General features: G+C 63.3%; 19 protein-coding genes. 11 read left to right on the plus strand and 8 right to left on the minus strand.

Translation table 11 applies throughout. The annotated features are described in order from the left end of the window. Window positions 1–28: 28 nt before the first annotated feature. The 3 genes from VFZ66_23510 to VFZ66_23520 all read left to right on the plus strand — a co-directional run bounded on the left by VFZ66_23510 (window position 29) and on the right by VFZ66_23520 (window position 2,746). The gene (locus VFZ66_23510) at window positions 29–964 is read left to right on the plus strand and encodes a universal stress protein (protein HEX6292176.1); all 936 of its coding nucleotides are present in this window, start codon (window positions 29–31) and stop codon (window positions 962–964) included. Beyond that, the gene (locus VFZ66_23515; GenBank protein HEX6292177.1) at window positions 961–1,203 is read left to right on the plus strand and encodes a putative PEP-binding protein; all 243 of its coding nucleotides are present in this window, start codon (window positions 961–963) and stop codon (window positions 1,201–1,203) included. Before VFZ66_23510 ends, VFZ66_23515 begins: the two co-directional genes overlap by 4 nt. A gap of 100 nt (window positions 1,204–1,303) precedes the next feature. Continuing rightward, a complete protein-coding gene (locus VFZ66_23520; protein HEX6292178.1) occupies window positions 1,304–2,746 on the plus strand; it encodes a GerMN domain-containing protein in 1,443 nt (480 codons plus the stop codon). A gap of 370 nt (window positions 2,747–3,116) precedes the next feature. Here the strand turns inward: VFZ66_23520 and VFZ66_23525 are convergent, their stop codons facing one another. Together VFZ66_23525 and VFZ66_23530 are read right to left on the minus strand one after the other, a co-directional pair. Beyond that, window positions 3,117–3,821 carry an alpha/beta family hydrolase gene (locus VFZ66_23525; GenBank protein ID HEX6292179.1) on the minus strand — a complete coding sequence of 235 codons (705 nt, stop codon included), beginning with the start codon at window positions 3,819–3,821 and terminating at the stop codon, window positions 3,117–3,119. Window positions 3,822–3,872: 51 nt separating this feature from the next. Continuing rightward, complete coding sequence (locus VFZ66_23530) at window positions 3,873–4,571, minus strand: phosphoribosyltransferase (GenBank protein ID HEX6292180.1); 699 nt, start codon at window positions 4,569–4,571, stop codon at window positions 3,873–3,875. 874 nt (window positions 4,572–5,445) lie between these two features. Between VFZ66_23530 and VFZ66_23535 the strand changes: the two genes are divergently transcribed. The 3 genes from VFZ66_23535 to VFZ66_23545 all read left to right on the plus strand — a co-directional run bounded on the left by VFZ66_23535 (window position 5,446) and on the right by VFZ66_23545 (window position 8,747). Continuing rightward, window positions 5,446–5,691, plus strand: a complete 246-nt coding sequence (locus tag VFZ66_23535; protein ID HEX6292181.1) for a hypothetical protein — start codon at window positions 5,446–5,448, stop codon at window positions 5,689–5,691. Between the two features lie 239 nt (window positions 5,692–5,930). After that, complete coding sequence (locus VFZ66_23540; GenBank protein HEX6292182.1) at window positions 5,931–6,200, plus strand: hypothetical protein; 270 nt, start codon at window positions 5,931–5,933, stop codon at window positions 6,198–6,200. 480 nt (window positions 6,201–6,680) lie between these two features. Continuing rightward, on the plus strand, window positions 6,681–8,747 hold the full coding sequence (locus VFZ66_23545) for a hypothetical protein (protein ID HEX6292183.1): 2,067 nt from the start codon (window positions 6,681–6,683) through the stop codon (window positions 8,745–8,747). Window positions 8,748–9,111: 364 nt separating this feature from the next. Here the strand turns inward: VFZ66_23545 and VFZ66_23550 are convergent, their stop codons facing one another. From VFZ66_23550 to VFZ66_23575, 6 genes are all read right to left on the minus strand, one after another. Then, window positions 9,112–11,019, minus strand: coding sequence for a family 43 glycosylhydrolase (locus VFZ66_23550; protein ID HEX6292184.1), 1,908 nt, complete (start codon window positions 11,017–11,019; stop codon window positions 9,112–9,114). A gap of 88 nt (window positions 11,020–11,107) precedes the next feature. Next, entirely contained in the window at window positions 11,108–12,208 is a 1,101-nt protein-coding gene (locus VFZ66_23555) for a glycoside hydrolase family 43 protein (GenBank protein ID HEX6292185.1), read from the minus strand. A 3-nt stretch (window positions 12,209–12,211) separates the two neighbouring features. Then, complete coding sequence (locus VFZ66_23560; protein HEX6292186.1) at window positions 12,212–12,946, minus strand: carbohydrate ABC transporter permease; 735 nt, start codon at window positions 12,944–12,946, stop codon at window positions 12,212–12,214. Between the two features lie 221 nt (window positions 12,947–13,167). Then, window positions 13,168–14,100 carry a sugar ABC transporter permease gene (locus tag VFZ66_23565; GenBank protein ID HEX6292187.1) on the minus strand — a complete coding sequence of 311 codons (933 nt, stop codon included), beginning with the start codon at window positions 14,098–14,100 and terminating at the stop codon, window positions 13,168–13,170. A 95-nt stretch (window positions 14,101–14,195) separates the two neighbouring features. Then, entirely contained in the window at window positions 14,196–15,614 is a 1,419-nt protein-coding gene (locus tag VFZ66_23570; protein HEX6292188.1) for an ABC transporter substrate-binding protein, read from the minus strand. Between the two features lie 89 nt (window positions 15,615–15,703). Next, the gene (locus VFZ66_23575; GenBank protein ID HEX6292189.1) at window positions 15,704–16,687 is read right to left on the minus strand and encodes a helix-turn-helix domain-containing protein; all 984 of its coding nucleotides are present in this window, start codon (window positions 16,685–16,687) and stop codon (window positions 15,704–15,706) included. Between the two features lie 273 nt (window positions 16,688–16,960). Here VFZ66_23575 and VFZ66_23580 point away from each other — a divergent pair, with 273 nt between their 5' ends. From VFZ66_23580 to VFZ66_23600, 5 genes are all read left to right on the plus strand, one after another. Continuing rightward, window positions 16,961–19,390 (plus strand): hypothetical protein, encoded by a 2,430-nt coding sequence (locus VFZ66_23580; protein HEX6292190.1) that lies wholly within the window; start codon window positions 16,961–16,963, stop codon window positions 19,388–19,390. A gap of 115 nt (window positions 19,391–19,505) precedes the next feature. Continuing rightward, entirely contained in the window at window positions 19,506–21,350 is a 1,845-nt protein-coding gene (locus VFZ66_23585; GenBank protein HEX6292191.1) for a glycoside hydrolase family 2 TIM barrel-domain containing protein, read from the plus strand. A gap of 241 nt (window positions 21,351–21,591) precedes the next feature. Continuing rightward, window positions 21,592–22,470, plus strand: coding sequence for a thermonuclease family protein (locus VFZ66_23590; protein HEX6292192.1), 879 nt, complete (start codon window positions 21,592–21,594; stop codon window positions 22,468–22,470). A gap of 405 nt (window positions 22,471–22,875) precedes the next feature. Then, window positions 22,876–23,721: a phage antirepressor N-terminal domain-containing protein gene (locus VFZ66_23595; protein ID HEX6292193.1), complete on the plus strand. Its 846-nt coding sequence runs from the start codon at window positions 22,876–22,878 to the stop codon at window positions 23,719–23,721. Further along, complete coding sequence (locus VFZ66_23600) at window positions 23,718–24,083, plus strand: helix-turn-helix transcriptional regulator (protein HEX6292194.1); 366 nt, start codon at window positions 23,718–23,720, stop codon at window positions 24,081–24,083. The genes VFZ66_23595 and VFZ66_23600 overlap by 4 nt, the downstream gene beginning before the upstream one ends. Window positions 24,084–24,134 lie beyond the last annotated feature (51 nt).

Raw genomic sequence — 24,134 nt, forward strand, 5'->3', positions numbered from 1 at the left:
CGAGGCGTTCCATCGGCAGGAGGGGCAGATGACAGACGCTTTTTGCGAAGCCGGTGCGACGCTCCTTGTCGCCCTGGATGGCTCGCCCGCCGCAGCGACGGCCCTGCCGATAGCCCTCGCTCTGGCGGCGCAGCTTCGGGCCACGCTTGAGATCTTGCACGTGGTTCCCGCGGCGCAGGCCGCTGCCGCTGCGCGGGCCACGCAGCCCACGATCACGCGCTGGGGCGAAATCAAGCTGCGGCTGGAGGTCGGCGATCCGGTCACGCAGATTTTGCTCGCCATCGCCGATCCCAAGGTTGTGCTCGTGATCCTGACAACGCACGGGCGGGTGATTGAGCCGGGGCGCAGCCTGGGACGAGTGGCGGAGGCCGTCGTCGCTGCCACGACCCGTCCAATCGTGCTGGTACGCCCGGAGGCGGCTACCTACTTCCTCATGAATGGCGGGATGATCCACCGTCTGCTGCTGCCGCTCGACGGCACGCCGACGACCACATCGCTGCTGCTGCCTGCGACGGGATTGGCGCAACAGCTTGGCGCAAGCATCGATCTGCTGTATGTTGCCAGCGCCGATGCCGCGCCCCCAGATGAGCCGGGCAGCCTGGGCGTGCCAGCGTATATCGATCAGCCGCAGCATGAGTGGCCCGCCTGGGCAGATGAGATGCGCGCACGGCTTTGTGCGATCTGTGACAACTGTCCGGCGGACGTGCCCATCCAGGTATTTCTGGCGGAGGGCGAGATTGGTGAGGAGATCGCGCAGTTTGCCGCCGAGCGCCATGTCGATGCGGTTGTGCTCGTGCGCCGCAGCCATTTCGAGGCCGGGCATGCCCATGTGCTGCGCTCGGTGCTGAACCTCACGCCCTGCCCGCTGCTGCTCATCGGCAGTGACGGGGAAGATCGTCGATCAGACGGATGGGAGCGGGCAGCTCGCCCAGCTCAGACCAGCGTCCAGGATCGAGAAAGATGATGTCTATCTTCTCACCGATCTCCATCGTCTCCGGCGGCATTGGCGCAAGGGCCGAGCTGATCCAGACGGCACATCGCGCCGGACGCAAGATCGGCATCTGCGGGCAAGCGCCGTCCGACTACCCGGAGTTTGCGGCGTTCCTGGTGGAGCAGGGCATCGACTCGATCAGACTGAGCCCCAATGCCGTAGTTCGCACCCGGCTACGAATCCTTGAGGTCGAGCGCGCCCTGGTTGTGTGAGCGTGCATGAGCAAAGGAACAAGGGCCGCATCATGAATCTGCGCGCTGCAGCCAGGATTCAGGGCGGCATGCCATAGATTCAGAATTGAGGAGGAAAGCGATGAACACACGCTATCGAAGCTTCCGCGTGCTGATCGCCGGTATCATCGCGGCAGCTTTCTTACCACTCGCTGCAACGCCGCTCGCGGCCAGGCCAACTGCCGACGTCGCCGAGCCGTTCCGCGACTACTACAACCGGCACCAGGGCATCCGCGTGCTGGGCTATCCGCTCACCGATCTGGTTGAGGTCGACGGCTATGCCGCGCAGTACTTCGAGAAGGGCCGGATCGAAGATCATCGCTGGGAGACGACCGATCCCAACTGGGCGTTTTTGTACGGGCGTCTGACCGCCGACTTGATGGAGCGCGCGCCGAACAGCTCGGCCAATACGACGAATATGACCTACGGCGATCTGCGGCGCGCAAACGATCCGCGTCTGCGCCACGCGCCGCCGGCCGGCTTCAAAGGCGGTGTCGCCTCGGTCCATGACGGTATGTTCGTGCCGTACGATTCGCAACTGCGCGCGGCTCCCGGCTATCATGTCGCGCCGTACTTCTGGGCCTACATCAACCGCAGCGATCTCTTCCCCGGCGGCTGGCTCCACGACATCGGCCTGCCGATGACCGATCCGTTCACCGCAGAGACGGTCAAGCAGGGCCAGCGTCGGACCATCTTTATGCAGGCGTTCGAGCGCACGGTCCTGTCCTACGACATGCGTAATCCGGCGGGCTGGCAGGTCGAGCGCGGCAACATCGGCACCGATATGGTGCGGACGCTCACAACCTTTGGCGCGGTTGAGGTTCCCACGACTGGCGCGCGAGCGACGCTGCCGCTGCACATGCTGATTCGTGGCGGACAGCCCAATGAGCGCGTCACGGCGACGCTGCGCTGGCGTGATGGCACGGAGCTATCGCAAGCCTATACGCTGCTGCGCGGCGAAGATGGTCGCGGCCTGCTGATCGATAGCCTCAACTGGATGGGCTCCGGCCCGCCGCCACAGCCACGCACGCAGACGGCAACGCTGGAGATCCGCAGCCAGACCGGCGATCTGCTGGCCCGGCAAACGCTGACGATCCTGAGCGCCAGCGATCCTGATACGCAGGTGATCGATCTCTACTGGGTGCTGGGCGATAACCTGCAAGCGATGCCGCGCCGTATCCCGAAGACCGTCCGCGTCGGCTCGGCGGCGCTGGAAGAGCTGCTGTGGGGGCCTGGGCCGCCCAACTTCGCCGGGTTCGAGACGGGGCTGCCAACGCCGCGGCAGGTGTTGACGTACCCAGGCCGCACGTCGAGCTGGGGGCCGCGCGTCACGCTCCGCAAGCTGACGATCGTGGATGGCGTGGCGACGGCGGATTTCTCGCGTGAGATGGCGGCGTATGGCGGCGGCTCGACGCGCGTGATGTTTATCCGCCAGCAGATTACCCGCACGCTGATGCAATTCCCAAGCGTGCGTGAGGTCCGCATCGCGATTGAGGGGCAGACGGAGGCGGTGCTCGAACCCTGATGCATCATCGGAGATACCGGCGCACTGTCCACAGATCTTCACCTGGGGTTGCGAGATCGCAACACACAGACGGGGCATATGTGCTATGCTCGTAGCACGCGGTTGAGCAGACAAGTAGATAATCCACATCGGACATCGAACGAATGCTCAGCCGCCTCAACTTCGTCACCATAGCCGGGAAAACTCGGCTGATACCTGAGTAGGGTGTCAGGCTACCCGGCTAGGATGAATAGCCGCAGCTACGCAGTTTATCGCCTGAGAGGGTGGAGAAACGTAGCTGCGGCATCTTTTGTTTGCGGCGCGGCTTTGGTCAGCGTCGAGCAGGCGCTTCGGCTCGTAACTCGGCCCACCACCCCATCGGCTGCGCGCATCACCCCCCACGAGCCGCCTCGCGGAGCAGATCGCCCTCCGCATCAGCCGGTCGCAGGTAGCTGCTAAACCAGCGGGCCGCGAGCTGCGCGACGCGCTCCAGCGCGCCCGGCTCCTCGAAGAGATGGGTCGCGCCGGGGATGATCTCAAGCTGCCTGACGGCGTGGAGCCGTCTCGCTGCCGCTTCGTTGAGCGCGATCACCGGTGTATCCGCCCCGCCGACGACCAGCAGCGTCGGCGCTTGGACCAGATCGAGCGCCGCGCCTGCCAGATCCGGACGACCACCCCGCGAGACGATCGCGCCGACCACGGATGAGCGCTCGGCTGCGGCGACCAGCGCCGCGCCCGCGCCGGTGCTTGAGCCAAAGTAGCCGATCCGCAGCATGGCGGTGGCTGGCTGCTCGCCAAGCCAGTCGGTTGCCCCGACGAGCCGACGCGCCAGCAGGCCAATGTCGAAGCGCAGCTTCGCGGTCTGCCGATCGATCGCCTCTTCGTCCTGCGTGAGCAGATCGAACAGCAGCGTGGCGAGCCCTGCCTCCTGCAACGTCCGCGCGACCGCCCGATTGCGCGGGCTGTGGCGGCTGCTGCCGCTGCCGTGCGCAAACACGACGATCCCTTGAGGGTGATCTGGAATACTCAACGTACCATCGAGCACAACCGAGTCGGCGCGCACCCGCACTTCACGTTGTTGCGCTGATGCCTCCATGGTCAAACCTCCTTGATCCGCTTCATGCGGCACGGGGCATACGCGGGGCGTTCACTGACTCCTGGCCCCCGATCCCGGCCCCCCGACCTCGTTGTGTTGCGCGTGCTCAGCGCGATCCAGCAGGCTGCGTACCTCGTCATCCGTGACCTGGTGGAAATCGGCGTACCACAGCCCGACGCCGTAGAACAGCTCAGGCGTCAGCAGACAGACGATCTCGTCCACTTCACGACGGATCGTGCTGACCGTGCTCGGCGGCGCCACCGGCACGCCGACCACGATCCCGGCGGGATGGCGCGCGCGTAACGCCTTGATCGCCGCCAGCATCGTCGTTCCGGTCGCCAGCCCGTCGTCGACGAGCAGCACAATCCGATCATGCACCTCAAGCACGGGCCGGTGATCGCGATAGACGTGTTCGCGTCGCTCGAGCTCGCGTCGCTCGCGTGCGGCGACAGCCTCGATCGCTTTGTCGGCGATGCCAAGGTCCTGAATGACCTCGTTGTAGAGCACGCGCACGCCGCCCGACGCAATCGCTCCCATCGCCAGCTCCTCGTGGCCGGGCACGCCCAGCTTGCGCACGATCAGAACATCCAGCGGCAGTGCCAGCGCCCTGGCGATCTCATAGCCCACCGGCACACCGCCGCGCGGCAGCGCCAGAACGACAGCATTCGGGCGGTTGGCGTAGTGGATGAGCGCGCGCGCGAGCAGTTGCCCAGCCTCGACTCGATCGCCGAATGGTGGTCTGTTGATCATGAGCCTCCTCCTTCGATGATCATCCTGGTGCCGGGCAGCAAGCAGTAGGCAGAGCATGATGCAGGGTCGTGGGGCGAGGTCGATGTGTGGAGGCCCGAACTGGTAGTACGGGCTGCGCGGCATGATGTGTCGCCTACCGTGCGATGCGTCCCAACACCAGGCGGCGAAGCCTGCTGCACCCCTGTGTCGCTATCATAACTGATCCCCACAACCCAAAAGTCCTACACAGGAATACTACAGGTACTAGGCTTAAAATAGTACTTTTGAACAGGCTGTATTAATTTATTTTAATGTTATCGTATAGGCATCCGCTACTGTATGTTACTCGACCGACTGGGGGGTGGGCCGAGCACCATATCGTAGCGGGTATTTATTTTCCCCGAATTTCTCCGAGCACCTCAAAACACCCAGGCGGCATCTGCGCGCGGGCAGCGCTACAACCGGGCAGCAACCAATTGGCCTCATCGGCTCAGCAGATGCTGGGTTAAACAAAGAACGTACCGCTGGGGGGTGTCAGTGCGATACGTTCAAGGCCGCCGAGCACAGGACGTATCGTTGGAGGGTGTAGGCCGACACGTTGGGCTGTAGTACAGCGGTGGTGATAAGGTAAGTTGTTCAAGTGGGGTGTTCTCACCGGAACTGATGACAGTGTAGCACCGGCACCTTACCAACAACCTTACCTGTTCGCCGTGTTTGCTACGTCATTCCAGGGATGCTCATCAGCCGCCACGTCGTCCCGATCTGTATGTGTAGCGTATAGGCAATGTCGCTCGATCGAGCCGCGAGCCGAGGAAAAAATCTTCCAGCCTGCATTTATTGTAGGTGCATTATGAGCACGTGACCTACATCGCTTAGCTTGGTATCGGAGCAAACAATGCAGCAGACCGAGTGGCTTCCCACAGACGAAGAATGGTGCGAACTCTGCTTTGCATTCATGGAGCTGAGCCAGGCCCATGATCACCTGCAAACGCTCTTGCTGGCCGACAGCCCGCCATCCCTCCAGCAGCTTTGGCAGGCCACCAGCGCCTATCGCAATCACTCGCAAACCTTCTTCCAATCGCTCGCCGCCCAAGTTCGCGCCCGCGTCAATCTTTCTGAGCATTCGCTGCCCCGCTCGTAGCTCATCTCCGGCAGCTATAAAGACGCACTGCCGCCCAGGACAGCACTGTTCTGGGTCATGGGCGTTTGGGCTGGCGGTATGTCCGGGTGCTCCTGCGCTGACGCCCTCGGCGTCAGGAAGGGTCTACGGTGTACTCAGGACTAATGGCTGCGTGGTCGCTATCTCAGCCTATACGTATAATCTTCTTAACTATTGACAATCCTGCACAAGATTGCACAAGGAGCACGATATTGAGGCCCATGCTTCAACACCTCATTACATGGAAACAGGCGGTTGTCTCAGCGGTCATTGTTTTTCTAGTCGGCGCTGCGCTGATTATTCCAGCCCGGTACGTGTTCGCAGATACCACGTGCGAGCACTATGATCATGGGCACTTCCCTGGAACGAGCGGCAAGAACGAGCGCTATATCTACTGGGAGCAGTGGTACGTCAGTACCTACCATTACCACAAGTATTGGCACGAATACACCGATCTGACTCATGGCGATTGGCATACACGGGTCTGCTAAACGTGCAGCACGGCGGTATTTGTGAAACATCGTTATGAAGCGGGAAGGTCGTCGGCATCAACAGTGCGGTCAGCCTTCCCGCTTCAGCGATCCAGATCGTCACATACGATCGTACAAGCCCGCCGGACTAACGACGACTCGGCCCGCAACCTCCAGTGGATCAGTTGACGCAGCAAGAATTAATTATGTCAATATCCCTTCTGCCACAAAGGTAATGATTGGCCTGTAGAGCCGCTTCCGGTCATCCACTGTAAAATCATCCACCCCAGAACGCAATCCATTATTGTCAATTAGACTAAAAGGACGACGAGTCATGATTCTGTCAGATCCAGACCTGGCGTACCTTGACAGTCCTTTTACAATTAGATCGTACAAGTTTATGTCCCCCCATCCAACCGGCCTGGGTGGCACCTGCCACGATCGTAGTCAAGGATGAGAGAATCCATGAGAGTTCGGACGCAGCGAACGATGTTGTCGCTCATGAGCGTGTGTGCGCTCCTCACCGCCCTGTTGGTCCCGTTCGTCAGTCGGTCAGCGTACGCGGCAACGGGTCGTGAGCCGGTCATTGTGATCCCCGGCGTCGCCGGATCGGAGCTTACCGCGACATCGGCATTTACGCTCAGCGTAGACAACGGCCACGGCGGCACCTACACCCGCAGCTACAGCGCGGGCGAGAAAGTCTGGGTCAACACCTGGGAGGCCGCGCTGTCCGGCGATGACGATTATTTCGACGCGCTCAAGATGCGCCCCGACGGCGTCACGCCGGTCGCTCCGGCGCTCCGGCCCAGTGATATCTATCACTCAGCCTATGACGATCTGATCGGCTACCTTGAGCGCCAGGGCTACGTCCAGAACGTGGATCTGTGGGTCTTCCCCTACGATTGGCGGCGCGACCTGCGCACGACGGCCAGCCAGTTGGATGCGCTGATCACGCGGGCGCTGACGGCGACCAACGGCGGACGCACCGATCGCTCCACCTGGACGATCACCCGCGCCGACATCGTCGCGCACTCGATGGGCGGCCTGGTGAGCCGCTACTATATCTCCGACGCAGCACGCGCCTCGCGGGTCGACCAGTTGATCACGCTTGGCTCGCCGCAGTTGGGCTCGGTCAAATTCCTCAAAACGCTGATGTACGGCGATCAGTTCGGCCCGTCCTTCCTGGGCATCGGGCTAAACCCCGACGAGATCAAGGATGTTGTGCAGAACATGCCGGGCGGTATGCAACTGCTCCCCTCGCGCGGCTACTACACCTACTACGATAACAGCGACTCGGGTCGGCTGCGTCCATACATCGAAGACCGTGATGTCGACGGCAACGGCACGATTGGCCGCGTGCTCTCGTACAGCGGCGTCAAGCAACTGCTGCTCAACCTGGGCAAGAATAGCACGGTGCTGAACATTGCCGAGGCGACCCACGATGCGCTCGACGGGCAGCGCCACGGCGGCATCAACGGCGTGCGCTGGGTCGCGCTGACCGGCTACGGCTCCGGCACGCTGGGACAGCTTCGCGAGTACACCGGCTCGTGCCTGACCTGGACCGGCTACAAGCCGTGTCCCAAGCGCGACGAGCTGCCCGTCGACGGCGATGGCACCGTCTCGATCATGTCCGCCGCGATGGGCGATCCCTGGCGCAACACGCTGATCAACAGCGGCGCGCAGCTCTGGTACGTCGAGCGCGAGCACGGCGCGCTGGTCCAGCGCGATTATGTGATGGGCGTTGCCGTCAGCGATGGGCCGGTGCTGCCCTGGATCGGCGATCTGCTGCGCGGCGCGATCCCGATGTCGGCCTCGGCGACGACGACCTCACAGTCTTCGACCAGGCCCACTCGCGCCCCGCTGGAGCAGTTGAGCGGCGCGTGGATCAGCGCGCTTGGCCCGGTTGCGCTGCAAGCAACCGACGCCGATGGCCGCGCGACGGGCCGCCGACCGGGCGATGTGGATGCCCAGCCGCCCGCGATCCCCGGCTCCCACTACGAGCGGCTGCCGGAGGGCGAGTTCGCCTTTGTCAAGCCCGATCGCGACTACACCTTCAACCTCGCCGCCGAGCGTGAGGGCAGCGTCGATCTCAAGGTGCGCGTGCTCGGCAATGGTCGCGTGGAGCGCACCGCGCTCTACCTGGGCGTGCTGCTCGGCACGAATGGACGCGCGCAACTGGCGCTTCAGCCGGGTGCCGGTCGGGCGGCAGCGCCGCAGGGCTGGCCCGCGTTGCAGGTGGACGCCGACGGCGACGGCATCTTTGAGAGCAGCGTACAAGCCTCAGCGGTGCTCGACGCCCGCGAGAGCGCCGACGCGAGCGCGCCCGATCTGAACGTCGCAGCGCCGGTGGCGCAGGCCGGTAGCGTGACCATTCGCTGGCAGGCGGCGGATAAGGACGCGGGTATGCTGCTTGAGCAGGCCACGATCGATCCCGACACGGCCAATGCGCGCCAGGTGCAGAACGGCGAGACGCTCAGCCTGCGCCCTGGACAGCACCGGCTGCTCGTCGTGGCGCAGGACCGCGCAGGCAACACCCGCAGCCGCGAGGTCGTCTTCACCGTTCGCTAAAACACATTGCCGATCGCAGATGCGCGCCAGGCTGGTTTCAGCCTGGCGCGCATGTTGTCACCACGATCATTTCCCGATCGCTCCTCCGTAGAGTTGGCCGGCCTTCCATGCATTTTTGTGGGAGCCTGCCGTGGGCATGCGCGATCTGGGGACGCTCGGTGGGGAGATAAGCTTTGCGCATGCCATCAATAATCAGGGCCAGGTGACGGGCTCAAGTGAGGATGCGGCGAACAAGGATCATGCCTTCCGGTGGACGAGGTGCCACAGCGCTGCCACGGGCAACCCGTCAGTCGTCCCAGCCGCAGCAACAACGCCTGAGCAATCGATGCTCAGGCGTCGTCGCGTCAACGATCGTCGGAGGAGGCTAGCGGAACATCGCGGGCATCCAGATGCGCGAGTGGACCAACTGGTACACCCGCACGTAGTCGAAGTTGGCGGTAAAGCCGGTGCCGCCCATCGACACCAGGCCGATGCGCGCGCTGGTGCCCAGGCTATGCGTCCACGTGCCGCCGCGCACCCACTGCGCGCCGGGAGCGTCGCGCTTGGTGTAGGCGGTGTAGTGCTCAGCGCCGGCGTGCGTGCGCTTGACGATCCGCAGATAGGTCCACTCGTCGGGCGGGCCGATCAGCGTGCTGCCGTAGAACGGGCCTTTGCTGACATCGACGTACTCGCGGGCAAACTCGGTCTGGCGCGTCTCCCAGATCGAGGCATGCACCAGCTTGAGATACCGATCGTCGTCGCCGTAGATCACCAGACCGGCCTGGACGTAGTTGAAGCAGCAGCCCTCGGCAGGCAGACTCAGCCTGACCCGCGTCTCGACCACATAGTTGCCGCTGGGCGCGGCCTCGGTCAGCACCGACGCGCTGTTGTTGGTCTGGTACAGATCCGCTCCCTGCGTCTCGAAGCGGAACGACTCGCCGGTCAGCCCGAACTGGTCGGCGGCTGGCTCGCGTACCCAGCTCCAGCGCGGGCTAAGCGACGCACCGTTGAACTCGTCGGAGAACGCTTCGAGCAACGGCCCGGGCTCGTCCATCGGCGCGGGCGGCGTGCGATAGGCCGTCGTGTCGCCGGGCTGGGCTGCGGGCGCTGGCTGTGGCGTATCGGAGATCCAGTGGCCGCCGCGCACTGTCGGCCAGCCGTCGATCCAATCGAGCGCATCCAGCAGCACGGGCCGCTTGGTGAAGTTATCGGTTCCGGCAAAATACGGATCGTTCTGGTCGATCGCGTGATAGATCGTCCAGTCCTGGCCCTCGAAGTCGGTGAAAACGGTGTTATGGCCCGGCCCGACCCAGCGGTTGCCGTTCAGGCTGAGCACGGGCGTGCCCCCGACGCGACCGGCCAGCAGCGAAACGCCCTCGCGATCGACGAACGGGCCGGTCGGGCTGGCCGCTCGGCCAGCGTAGACGCTGTAGCCGGTCTGCGGGCCGTTGCAGCAGTTCGACGCCGACACAAACAGGTAGTAGTAGTCATCGTGCCGGACGACCTCCGCGCCCTCGTAACGGTTGGCGATCGTCACCTGCACGGCGCTCTCGGCGGGCGCGGTAAATCCATCGGCGGAGAGCATACGCACCTGAATGCCGCCGTAGTAGCTGCCGTAGTAGATGTACTTCTGTGGCTCGCTGTACTCATCGACCGGCTCAGCCACGATCACTTCGGGGTCGAAGGTCCAGAAGAAGTTGCAGCCGGGGCCGTTGCGGCGTGGCTCGACCACCGGACGACCGATGTCGTCCCAGGGGCCGAGCGGGCTGCTGCTCGTGGCGACGCCGATCGCGTTATCGCCGCCGCAGTTGGGCTCGCCGCTGACCTCGGTCTTGACATCGGTGATGCCGTAGTAGAGATAATACTTGCCGTTGAAATAATCGATTTCGGGAGCCCACACGCCCGCCGTCGGCTCGCCCCACGAGGGCACGGCGGCGAACGCATCGCCCATATAGGTCCAGTTGACCAGATCGAGCGAGCGCAGCATCGGGATCTTATGGAAATTGAAGTTATCGCCGGTCTTATCCTCGTCGTTGAGCGGATCGGTCGTGCAGTACATGTACCAGTAGGTATCGCCCGGCTGCTGGCCGCGAATGACCGAGGGATCGGCGCAGCTTTCGACCAGACCGTCGCCGGGGATCTGGACCGGCAGCGGGTTGGTGTAGGTTCCGGCGCTGACGCGGACCTCGGCGGATGACACCCGCGCGCCAGCGGCCAGCCCGACGATCAGCAGCAGAGACAGCAGGTGGACGAGTAGACGCGGCGGTCGTCGCCGCAAGATACGCCCTTGCATCGTTCTTCCCCTTTCCGAGCCCCTACATCGATGTTCCAGGTTTCAAGCTTCGAGTTTGGAGTTTCGTCGAACGTTGAACTTGGTTCTCTTATGGAAGCGCCTGCGGCACGTTATCCGGCCCTTTCACCACCGGAGTATCGCCCTCCCAGACCAACTCATCGATCATCATGCGCCGATAGGTGACGGTCGGGTCCCACGAGTGATAGATCATCCAGGCCTCGCCGTCCTTATCCAGCACAATATCCTGACCGCCCGGACCAAGCGCAGCGGCATTGTTGAGGTCGCTCCTGAGAACCGGGTTTTTTTCGGGCTTGGTGTACGGGCCGAGGATCTGATCCGCCACAGCATGCCCGACCGTGTAGTCGATCCCGGCGTAATTGTTGGCCGAGTAGAACAGGTGGTACTTGCCCGCGTGCTTCCACAGCGTCGGCGCTTCGACCACAATCCCTTCCCAGGGCTGATCGTTCTCGATCAGCTTCGTCGGCTCGCTTTCGAGCGTCAGGCCATCGGCGGAAACCTTCTGGAGATAGATGCGCGTCGACGAGCCGCAGCAGTTGCCGTCGTTCTTCCACAGCAGATAGCGCGTGCCGTCGTCGTCGACAAACGAGCCTGCATCGATCGCGCCGCCCTCCTCCATCGGACAGATAAAGGGCTTGTCGGCAGTTGACTGGAACGGGCCTTCCGGCTTGTCGCTGGTTGCCACGCCGATGCACTGGCGCGTCGTCTCGGCGACGCGCGCGGTAAAGTACATCACATAGCCCTTCCCGTCGGCGGTCGTCGTGACCTCAGGTGCCCAGGTAAAGCCGCCGCTGGCCCAGCCCGGCAAGGCTGGAAGCGCCTCACCCACAACCTGCCAGTGGGCGAGATCGGTGGACGTGGCGGTCTGCACGTTGGTCCCGCCGGTATTCGTCGCGTAGGCGTAGTAGGTATCGCCGACTTTCAGCGTGTCGGGATCTGGAAAATCCTGGTCGAGGATCGGATTGGCAAACTCGTTCGGGCCGGGCGTTGGGATCGGCGTCGGGCCAGTGGTGGGCGTGGGCGGGCTGCTGGCTTGCGCCACCGGACTCGCCGCGCTCGACGGAGCCGCGCTGGACTCGGCGCTCGGCTGCGCGCCGCCCTGCGTATTGCCACACGCGGCCAGCAGCAGCGCAGCGATCAGCAGCAAGCTGCGCACAATCACATGTCTCATGCGCTAGCCCTTCAATCCGCTCATCGCCACGCTCTGGACGATGTAGCGTTGCAGCAACATGTACAGGAGCAGCACCGGCACGGCGGTCACGGCAGCGCCGGCCATCAGCTTGCCGTAGTCGAAGGTATACTGGCCCTGGATCGTCGCCAGGCCCACCGGCAGCGTTTGCATCGTCCGGTCGTTCAGCACCAGCAGCGGCCAGAGAAAATCGTTCCACGAGGCCATAAACGTAATCACGGCCAGCGTTGCCAGCGCGCCTTTCGCCAGCGGCAGCACCACACGATAGAAGGTCGTCCAGGTACCGGCCCCATCGATGCGCGCGGCCTCCTCCAACTCCTTGGGAACGCCCTGGAAGAACTGGCGCATAAAGAACACACCGAAGACACCGGCCAGGCCAGGAGCCATCACGCCCTGATACGTATTCAGCCAGTTGAGCCGGTTGATCGTCAGATAGTTTGGAATCAGGAACATCAGGCCGGGCATGACAAGTGTCGCCAGCAGCAGCCCAAAGAGCACATTCCGGCCCGGAAATTCCATGCGCGCGTAGGCGTAGCCCGCCAGCGAGTCGATGATCAGGACCAGCGTGGTAAACACACTGGCGATACCCAGGCTGTTGGCAAACCAGCGCAGCGCCGGTAACGTCGGGTCGGAGAAGATCGAGCGGAAGTTATCAAGCGTCGGATTATTTGGAATCCAGTTCGGCTGTACCCACTCCTCGAACGGCTTGATCGCCGTCACGAACATCCACAGCAGAGGCAACAAAAAAAAGAGCGTACAGAGAATCAGCACGGCATACAAGAGAGCTCTCGATAGAACACGAGTGCCCGCTGGGCCGCTGCTTACACGCTCGGCTGGTACACTGGCTGAAGCCATGGCAGACACCTCCTTTTTCGAGTTTCGGGTGTCGAGTTCATCGAACGTTGAACCTGGAACGCTGAACGTTGAGCCTCGTCCCCCGACTAGCGCTCCTCGGTGCGACCAAAGATGCGGAAGTTCAGCGTCGTGAGCACCAGCAGGATGGCGGCGAAGAACACCGACATCGCGGCGGCGCTGCCCATGCGGTTTTGCAGGATGCCCTCATTGTAGATCCGCATCATGACTGGCTCGGTCGGCAGATATTGCGACCCGGTCATAATCCAGGGCTGTCCGAAGAGATTGGCCGAGGCGATCAGCGTGATCGTGATCACGAAAATCAGCACGGGTCGCAGCATCGGCACGGTGATGCCGAAGAACTGCTGGATGCTATTCGCGCCGTCGATCGATGCGGCCTCGTAGAGCGACTCTGGAATATCCTGCAACGCGGCCAGAAAGATAATCGTGTTGAAGCCGATCGTCCACCACACGGTGCAGATCGTGATCGCGATCCAGGACCACGGGATCGCGCTGAGCCACGGCGGCTGGACCAGACCGAGCGTGCCCATGTAGGAGTTGATCAAGCCGCCCTGATCGAAGATCCAGCGCCAGAGCACCGCAGCGACCGTCACCGACAGCGCGTAGGGCGCGAAGTAGATTCCGCGAAACAGGTTGCGGCCCCGGTAGTTGCCGTTCAGCAGCACAGCCAGCAGCAGCGCCAGGATCACCAGCGGCGGCACGCTGTACAGCAGAAACCAGCCCGTATTGCCCATCGAGCGCCAGAAATCGCTGAACTGGATGCTATTGCGGTTGATCAGCAGATCGGCGTAGTTTTGCAGACCGACGAAGGGCCGGTACTCAGGCCGTAGAAAGTCGAAGTTGAACAAACTGATATAGATGCCGTAGAAAAACGGCCAGGCCAGAAACGCGAGGAAGAAAACAAGATGAGGCAAGATAAACAAGTAGGGAGCCCAGCTAAAGCGTTGTCTCATTCTTTCGCGGGGGATCGTCGCCGCCCGCGCCTGGTTGACTGTAGCCATGATCCTCTGCCTTTCTACCTCGAAAGGTGCTCGCCGCCGCAGAAGGTGCGGGAGTCCGAGCGCTCGGACTCCCACACATCGATCAAGACAGCGTACTAGCCGCCGCCGTACTGCTGTGCGTTCTGCTTCAGCAGTTGGTTCGAGCGCTGGGCCGCCTGATCCAGCGCGGCCTTGATGTCGCTCTGCTGACCGAGCAAAATCGGGTTGACGGCTCGACCGAAGCCCTCAGGGCCGAGCGCACCGCTGATGCCGGGGATCGAGGGCGGGAACTGCATCGACTCGGCTTCCTTGGCGAATGCCGCAACCGGCGCAGCGATAGTTGCCAGCTCAGGGCTATTGCGGGCAGAGTTGCGCGCCGGAACCTGGCCGGCCTTGGCCCACTGCACCGAGTTCTCGGAGAGCCAGGCGATCCAGCAGGCTGCCGCCGCCGCCTTAGCCGGGTCTTCTGTGGTCAGGGCAAGCTGGTGCGAGCCGCCGATCGCCACATATTCGTCGCCGATCTGCGGCACCATCGCAAAGCCGGTGAACGGCAGCTTCTGAAGGTTGCTGATGTGCCACGGGCCGTGGATCACCATCGCCGCCTTGCCCTGCTGGAACTGCGTCACCTCAGGATCGCCCTGGCCCTGGATCGTCGGCGAGTACTTCTGCTTCAGATCGCGCAGGTAGGTCATCGCCTGCACGCCCGCCTCGCTGTTATAGGTCGCCTCGGTGCCTTCCTCGTTCGAGAGCGCGCCGCCAAACTGCCGGATCAGCATGTCGAAGAAGGTTTCGCCGCTGTAGAGCGTGCCGATCGCGATGCCCGCGACGCCGTTGGCGTTGAGCTTCTCCGCCGCCGCCTCAAACTCCTGCCGATTCATTGGCCGGTCGGTCGGCATAGTGATGCCAGCCTGCTGGAAGAGATCTTTGTTGTAGTACAGCACTTGCGGGTTGACATCCAGCGGCACCGAGAAGCGCTGATCCTTGTACGTGCCGCCGTTCCACACCGCTTCGGGGAAGTCCGCATCGTCGGCGGCGATGATGCCAAGCGCCTCGTCGGACATCGGCTTGAGCACGTTGCGCGCGGCCATCTCCGGAACATCGGTGACGCGCACCACGGTCATATCGGGCAGGTTCTTGCCTGCCGCCGCCGTGTTCAGCTTCTGGAGGTATTCGGGCTGCGGCACATGCTGAACCTTGATCCCGCGCTGGTTCTCCTGGCTGAACTGGTTCGCCAGAGCAGTCATCTCGTCGCCATCGGGTCCGGTGAGCGGGCTCCACATCGTAATCTGCTGGCCTTGCGCCGCATCCGGGCACGCTCCCGCGCTCGCCGTACCGCCTGCCGCGCCGCTAGCCGCTGGCGATCCACTCGCCGCCGGGCTCGTCGCCGGGCTAGCGCCCGTGCCGCCTGCCGTCGCCGCCGGGCTAGCACCTGTGCCCCCGGTCGTCCCTGCGTCGCCGCCACATGCTGCAAGCAGCAGGGCCAGCACACTCATCACTGCGATGAGCGCCACCATTCTGTGCAATCGATTCGACATCGTGATCCTCCTTGATCTAGCCTGACCGCCAACTCAAGACGAAACGTAGATCGTGCTGAAGCTGCCTCCTGACCGTGATAGCTGATCTATCAGCCGCCGATGATCGGCGGGGTTAGGGTTTCGGGATCGGCGCGCTTGCCCGGCACGTATTCCAGGCGCAGCACTAAGTCCTGCGGATAATTGCCAAACGATTGACCAAACAGGTTGACTCCGCCGACATGCAGCGCATCTGCTTTCACGCCCAGGCGTATCTTGATCACTCGCTGCTGCTCGACGCCCAGGCCGTGAGTCGTCACCTCCGAGAGCGGACGACCATCAATACACGTGCCGTCGCTGTTGACCAGCCAGCGCTTCAGCAGGCCGTACTGCGTATCTTTCTCGTCCCACCAGTCGGGCGTGAGCACACCGCGCTGGCCGCCAAAATCCGCCGGACAGGTCCAGGTGCCGACCTCGTGGCCGTTGATCCACATCGTAATGTCCGACGGCCAGTGGCTATGGTGCAGCGGAGCCTCCGAGCAGATCTCCATGCTCAGTTGCAGGCTCAGCAGCTTCGCGCCGGTCGGCAGGCGATTGGGAAAGACATACTCGACAAAGCCGCTGCGAAACCAGAGCAGCCCGGCGTGAATGCGATCCGGCTCGTAGAAGCAGAGCGGATCGTCCAGATAGCCGATCAGCCCGGTCGAGCTGGCAAGGCCGCAGGTTGGCTGCACCTCAAAGGCCGCATACGCGCCGATCGGCATTGTCACCTCGACGCTGTTGCGCGCGATGGCGGGCGCGAACGGCAGTTGGATGCTGACGTTATCGTAGGTGCGGGTGCAGATCTTTTGGAGGCCATGCGTTGCCGCTTGCAGCTCGCTATAGACCAGCCCGGCCTCTTCGAGCACCTTGATATGCGCCGCTGCGGTCGACGGCGGCAGCTCAAGCGCGTCTGACACCTCGTTAACCGAGTGACCACCGCTGGCGAGGTACTGCAAAATACGCCAGCGCGGAGCCGATGCCAGCGCCTTGAGCATCGTAACTGCTGTCTCCGCCGGAATATTGGCATCTATGTGCAACGTTTTGCCGTGCAACACCGCAGCTTCTTTCACTCATGCCGATGAGAGTGTGATGAGGATCGTAGTTGACAATTCTGCTTTGACACAGCAATATATCAATCGACGCAAAAGAGTATAATTTAGTCGGCTTTTTTCGTCAATTGTGTATCAGTGATAAGCACGCCTAGCATTTCGTATGCCAGCAGCGCTCCGCAACGTCGTCGTCAACTCATGATCATACGTGAGTCACACTCAAGCTTCGATGCCACCTTGTCGTAATGCAGGCGAATTACAACAGGAAAAGCTGTGTCGATGCAAGACTCTTCCACAGTGCGGTACCTGAACAACGAGGCCGGGACGACTCTCAGCGCTACGCGGGGGCCGGATGGCTGGTCGCTGTACGTCGCGCGCGAGCAGGAGGCGCGCGCGACGATCGAGCCGCCGCATCTGCAACTGCCTGATGGCACGCTCGTCGGCGGGCGCTGGGAGACGCTGACGAGCGTCGAGGGCGGGCTGCTGGCGCAGGGCACCGTCGCGCACGCGGCAGGGCGGGTACAGTGCGACCTCCGGCTGGTCTTCGATTCCAGCCCTGAGCAGCCGCTTGCGCTCGACTGGCAGATCGATTTTGTCGACGGCCCGTTTACCGGCGCGCTGGTGTACGGCTGGACGCTGCACGGTGTCGAGCGCGATCCGGGGCGGCTCGATCTGCCGAGCCTGCACTACGGCTGCGCGACCTACGGCACGGGCATGTTCCCGCACCCCGATCCGCGCAGCGGCTTTGCCTTTCGGGCCGACCGCATGGCCCAGGCGGCGCTCCACTACAGCGCGGCCACAGCAACCTGGAGCATCTTCGCGCCCAGCGAAACGCCGGAGCCGGTCGTTGCCGAGCAGATGTATGCGATCGGCGCGACGCCGACCGAGCAGGAGACGGGGCTGCGCGTGTTTTTCCGCTATCCGCAGCAGGAGTTCGGCCATCGGGGAGACGGCAGCGACGAGGCGTATATCGGCAAAGAGACGTTCGCGCCGGGCGAGCAGGTCTACCGCGAGTTCGACGCGGGCAGCACGCTGCGCTCAACGTTCTTTGTGCTGTGCCGCCCGCCTGCCGCCGCCCACGATCATGCCACGGCGATGCGCTTTCTGTGGCGGCGCTACGCGGGACCGCGCGCGGCGCGGCCTGAGCAAACGCTGCTCAGCCAGGCCGGGCGGCATATCCGCTGGTTCAACCGGCGGCTCTATAATCCGAGCGTCGGCGGCGGCCAGTACGAGTCGCCCGAAGGATCGGGCACGGCCATGCTCGGCTTTGTCGAGCAATCGCTGCTGATGGCAAGCACGACGCTGCGCTACGCCGCGCTCTGCGCCGCAGCCGCGCCGCTGCCCCCCGACGAGCTGCGCCACTACTGCGAGCAGGCCGCCGGAGCGCTGACGCGCTGGGCGACGGAGGGCCGCACGCCTGAGGGCCTGCTCTATCCCGCCTGCGATCGAAGCGGCTATCACTTCGGCTACCGCAACTACGGCGACTACGAAAACCTGACGATCGTGCGCGATGAGAGCCTCGACACGATCCGCCTGGCAAGCGAGGCCCGCAGCCTGCTTGCCGCCGCGTGGAGCGCGCAGCTTGCGCAGCCGCGCGCCAGCGAGGAGCCGCAGATCTGGGCCGAGGCCGCGCTGTCGGTGGCGCGGTGGATCGTCGAGCACCGCCTGCCAAAGGGCGGCTATGCCGGACGCTATCACCGGACGGGCCAGCCGCTTGATCCGTATCCCAGCGGCACGTCAGCGGTGATCGGGCTGTTCGCCGAGTGTGCCCGCTGGCTGGACGAGCGCGATCCCGCCACAAGCCAGCGCTACCGCGAGCTAGCCGTCCAGGCATACGACGATGCGCTTGGCGCGCTGATCGCGGCGGGCGTCTTCGGCGGCGGCACGCTGGACGCCTCCTGTCCCGACCGCGAGGCGGCGATTGCGGCGCTGGACGCCTGCATCACGCTCTACGAGCTGACCGACGATCCGCGCTTTCTGGAGGCCGGTCGCGGCGCTGCCGACAATATTCTGAGCTATACGTTCGTCTATCCGATCACGACGTTTGGAGCCGATAGCGATGCCAGCCGCCGCCGGATCTCAACCTTCGGCGCGTCGACGGTATCGCCGGAGAACCAGCACCTCGATCCGGTATCGACCGCGCCGTGCCTGCTGCTGTACGGCCTCTACACCGGCGACGACGTGGCGGTCCACGCGGCGGTCGAGACGCTGCACTGGACGCTCGATGGACGCTGGGCTTTCGATGAGCCTGACGGCCTGAAGCAATCCGAGCAACTGCTGCACACGCGCTGGTACTACAATACCTTCTTCTCGCGGCGCGGCGATGTGCGCGTCGGGATGCCGCTGTGGGGCCGCAGCGACAGCGAGCATGGCTGGCCGCAGGTGGTGCCGACGGCGGCATTCTTAGGCACCGGCCAGGTGGTGCTGGACTGGCGCACCGGGCGCGCGGTGGGCGTGGACGGCTGGCAGGTGTCGCAGAGCCAGCAGCCATCGGAGCGCGAGGTGGTCCTGAAGCTGGCCCCGACTGATAGCGCCGCCGATCAGGGCCATGCGGCTATGTGCTTAAAAGTGCTGCGTTTGCCACAATCCAGGCTGCAATTAGATCTGAACGGCGAGCGCTCGATCGTTCAGTCGTCGCAACTGGAACACGGCTACCTGCTCGACGTGCCACTTTCCCACAACAGTACACTACGCCTGAGCCAACAGTAATGCGCCGATAGGCCGGGGGACGAACGTTCAAAGTTCAACGTTCAACGTTCGATGAACTCGAAACGTGAAACTTGAAGCTTGAAACTCAACGCTCGAAGCCAAAGGAATGAATATAGTGAATCACGCTCATGCTTATCCGCGTCCACAGCTTGAACGCAAAAACTGGACATCGCTCAACGGCACGTGGGATTTTGCCCTCGACCCCGCCGCCGCCTGGGTGCGGCCCGATCAGGTCGCGTGGAACGCTTCGATCGCCGTGCCGTTCTCGCCCGAAGCCGAGGCTAGCGGCATCGGCGATACCGGATTTTATCGCGCCTGCTGGTATCGCCGCAGCTTCGACGCGCCGGAGCTCGACACCAATCGGCTGATCCTGCACTTCGGGGCGGTCGACTATGCGGCGACCGTCTGGCTCAACGGCAGGATGATCGCGCGGCATGAGGGCGGCTATACGCCCTTCAAGATCGACATCACCGACTATCTGGTGACGAACAGGTCGCAGACGCTGGTCGTGCGCGCCGAGGACGATCCCCAGGATCTGGCAAAGCCGCGCGGCAAGCAGGACTGGCATTTGCACCCGCACGCGATCTGGTATCCGCGCACCACCGGCATCTGGCAGACGGTCTGGCTTGAGCAGGTGCCCAGAATCTCGATCGGCGGCCTGCGCTGGACGCCAAATCTGGCTCACTGGGAGCTGGGGCTTGAGGCGCATATCGACGGCGAGCCAAGCGAGCATCTGCGGCTGCATGTGACGCTTGAGGCTAACGGCAAGCTGCTGGCCGACGATACCTATCGCGTGATCGATGGGGACGTCTTCCGGCGGATCGCGCTCTCCGATCCCGGCATCGACGATTACCGCAACGAGCTGCTGTGGAGCCCGCAGCAGCCGACGCTGATCCAGGCGCATCTCCAGCTCTGGGCCGGTCGCGGACAATTGATCGACGAGGTTTTCAGCTACACGGCGCTGCGGCAGATCGAGGTGCAGGGCGATCGATTTTTGCTGAATGGACGCCCGTTCACGCTGCGGATGGTGCTCGACCAGGGCTACTGGCCCGCAACCGGCCTGACCGCGCCCAACGATGACGCGCTCCGGCGCGATGTGCTGCTGGCAAAGGCGATGGGCTTCAACGGCGTGCGCAAGCATCAGAAGATCGAAGATCCACGCTACCTGTACTGGGCCGATACGCTCGGCCTGCTGGTCTGGGAAGAGATGCCCAGCGCCTACCGCTTCACGCGGCGCTCCGTCGAGCGCCTGATCCGCGAGTGGACCGACGCGATCGAGCGTGATTACAGCCATCCGTGTATCGTCGCCTGGGTGCCGTTCAACGAGTCCTGGGGCATTCCCGATCTGCCGGACATTCTTGAGCAGCGCCATTATGTCCAGACGCTCTATCACCTGACCAAGACGCTCGATCCGACTCGTCCGGTGATCGGCAACGACGGCTGGGAGAGCGTTGCGACCGACATCATCGGCATCCACGACTACGATCAGCAGCCCGATCAGCTTGCGCTGCGCTACCGCTCCGACGAGGTCGTCGGGCGGCTGTTTACCCGCGAGCGTCCCGCAGGCCGTCTGCTGACGCTCGAAGGACATCCCCACACCGGCCAGCCAATCATGCTGACCGAGTTCGGCGGCATTGCGCTCTCTGCCGATACGTCGACCACCTGGGGCTATACCCGCAGCGACGACGGCGAGGATCTGGGACGGCAGTACACTGCGCTGCTCGAAGGCGTGCGCGCCGCGCGGATGCTGGCGGGCTTCTGTTACACGCAGTTCGCCGACACCTATCAGGAGGCGAACGGGCTGCTCTACGCCGACCGAAGGCCGAAGTTTCCGTTTGAGCAGATGCGCGATGCCACGCGCGGGCCGCGCGGCGAGCAGCAGAAGCAGCTAGAGCGCCACTGGCAGGATCAGGTCATGGAGCTTCAGCGCATCGCTGAGCTGGATAACATCCGCGAGTAGCCGAGCCTGCGCATTAATTCGGCTGCGCTCACAGCGCCAGGCTGCCCAATCCTAACGCGGATTGAGCAGCCTGGTCTTCGATCGGTTACGAAATCTTCACCACGGGTAGCCCTCCTCTCTCCACCCGTGGCTCCTGGGCGACTATACTCACGCTACAGTTCCCGTCAGCGCTGCACCATCAGCCACCCATCATAGCCCCGTTGCGCCTGTGGTGCATCCCGCGATCCTCAGGAGGTGACTCATGCCAACGTTTGTCCTGCAACACGAGCCGGAACACCTCGCCCTTTGCGATCGGGCAGGGTGGGTTTCCGCCACGGATGGAGACACGCCGACGATTCAGCTGCCTGTGCGTATGCTTGGGATCGACGCCCCGGAGCTTCATTTTGGCGGTGCCGACGAGGAGCATCCCGGCAAGTACGACGAGCCATTTGCGAACTTTCTCGCAACACACGGCGCGAATCTGGATGATGGCCTGAAGCAGCATCTCGCGCCACGGCTCATGAGTCAGGCATCGACAAGGCATATTCATGCGGGCAAAGCTGCCCACAGCCACTATCTCAAGATCGTTCGCGAGCGGTTGGATCGTGGCATGAGCCAGAACGGAAAGCCGCGTCCACCGCGTAAGCTTTTTGTCATGGTCGCCGAGCAAATCTTCGACCACAACGGGCGCTTGCTGGCCTACGTCAACGCCAACTATACCAAAGCCGAGCGAGCACAGATACCGCCAGCGCAGCGTCCGACCTTCAACCTCCAGATGATGCAGGACGGTCATGCTACCAGCCTGCTGATCTATCCGAACATCCCCAAGCGCGCCGACCTGAAGCTGGTGCAAGACGCCGTGAGATCTGCCCGTGAAAACGGTAAAGGCATCTGGGCACAGGGCGACCTTGTATTACAGGCCTTTGAGTTCCGCTGGATTATCGATACGATCACTGGAACGCGCCAGGGACCGGATCGGTTCTGCGGCGATGTAACGACCGGCAAGCTGTTTCCCCCGCAGCAATACTACCGCGTCGAGCCGGAGAATCGGCTGTTCTTCTTTGAGGCCGACGTACATCAGGCGCTCATGATGGGGTTCAGCCAGGCAACCACAGCCGAGATCGCGCATGTGCTGGGATAGCGCCTCATCGGAGGTCGTCTTACACGCGGGCCTCTGATCGACCGGATACGTGCCCCTCAGGCACGACCAACTTGGCCTTTTCAGCAAGATACGTGTCTTAGAGGCACGTATCTTGTAGGTTTGAGCCAATTCCACTTCTCAAAGGTCCAAATCCCCGCCCTTTGTGCCGCTCAGGCACCTACAACCTGCTCAACAACCGGCTGAACGTGACTCTCCGGCATACCGGTGTTTGACAAAGCGCATACAGCCGTGCTAGGGTACTTGCACGAGTGTGCCGTCAGGCCGGGGACGAGAGCACAAAGCACAGAGCACAGAGCACAAAGGAACAAAGGGGAAGAACCAACGTTGAACTTGAAACTTTGAACTCGCAACTTTGAACTCGAAACGCGGTTGTAGGAGCAGACCATGAGCGAGCAGAAGTCAGGATCGCCGCCAAGCGGCCTGACTCGATACAAGCAAGTCGAGTTCGACGGCGATGAGCTGTTGGCGGTGTTCGTGGACGATGGCATCGCGGTGCCCGTGCGCGCGATCTGCCAGGCGCTAGGGCTAGACCTTGACAGCCAGAGCGCCAAGCTGCGCGAGCATGAGGTTCTGGCGCAGGGCGTGCGCCTGGTACGAGTGCCGCAGGGCGGGCGGGTGCGCTCCGTCGTCGCGCTGCTGCACCGCTTCATCCCGTTCTGGCTGGCGACGATCGTGCCCAGCCAGGTCAGCGAGGCGGTGCGGCCTAAGCTGGTGCGCTACCAGATCGAGCTGGTCGATCTGCTGGCGGCACTCTACGGCAACGAGCTACGGCCCGCGCCAGCGCCATCGGTCGATACCACGCAGGCCGCGCTGGCCCAGCGCCTCGCCGAAGCGCTGGTCGAGGTGCGGCTGGCACGCGAGGCGCTGCTGAGCGCTCAGCAGCGCACGGAGGAGCAGCTTCAGGCGCATGAGGAGCGTATCGGCACGATCGAGGGCGTGATGGACGAGCTCCAGCAGCAGCTTGCCAGCCACACCACCATCACGGGGCCGCAGCAAGAGGTGATCAAGCGAGCGATCACCCGCATCGCCAGCCGCCACAAGCGCCGCACCGGGCAGGAGATCTTCGGCAAGCTCTTCGCGCAGTTCTGCATCGACCTGGGCACGCCCAAGTATGCGCTGCTGCCGGCGGGCAAGTACGAGGCCGCGCTGAGCTGGATTCGTGCCAAAGCCGCCGAGCTCCTGCCCGACGATCCCGACGCGGTGCCGCCGCTGCAAGAAACGCTGCTATGACGATCGATCAAGAGCTGAACGCGCGGATCGGCGCGGCGATTCGTAATGCCCGGCTCGCGCGCGGCGTCACGCAGGACGATCTGGCCGCGCTGCTTCAGGTCGATCGGACGATGATCTCGCGCTACGAGCGCGGCTCGCGCACGATCTCCGCTCCGGCGCTGCTGCGGATGTTCCACTACCTCGAATACTCGCTCAACACGCTGGATCTCGGCGCAGCCTCGGAGGACGCGAGCAGCACGAGCCTGGCAGCCATGCCGGAGCCGATCCAGCGGATCGTCACGATGCTTCAGCAGCGTCCTGAGCTGATCGGGACGGTCGAGGATGTGCTGGAGACGTTTCTCGGCGCGGATGAGACGACGTGAGGATCGCATGTCGCCCGCGCATATCACGGGTTCAATCAGCCGACTCCTGCG

The organism is Herpetosiphonaceae bacterium (assembly GCA_036374795.1).
Taxonomy (GTDB): domain Bacteria; phylum Chloroflexota; class Chloroflexia; order Chloroflexales; family Kallotenuaceae; genus LB3-1.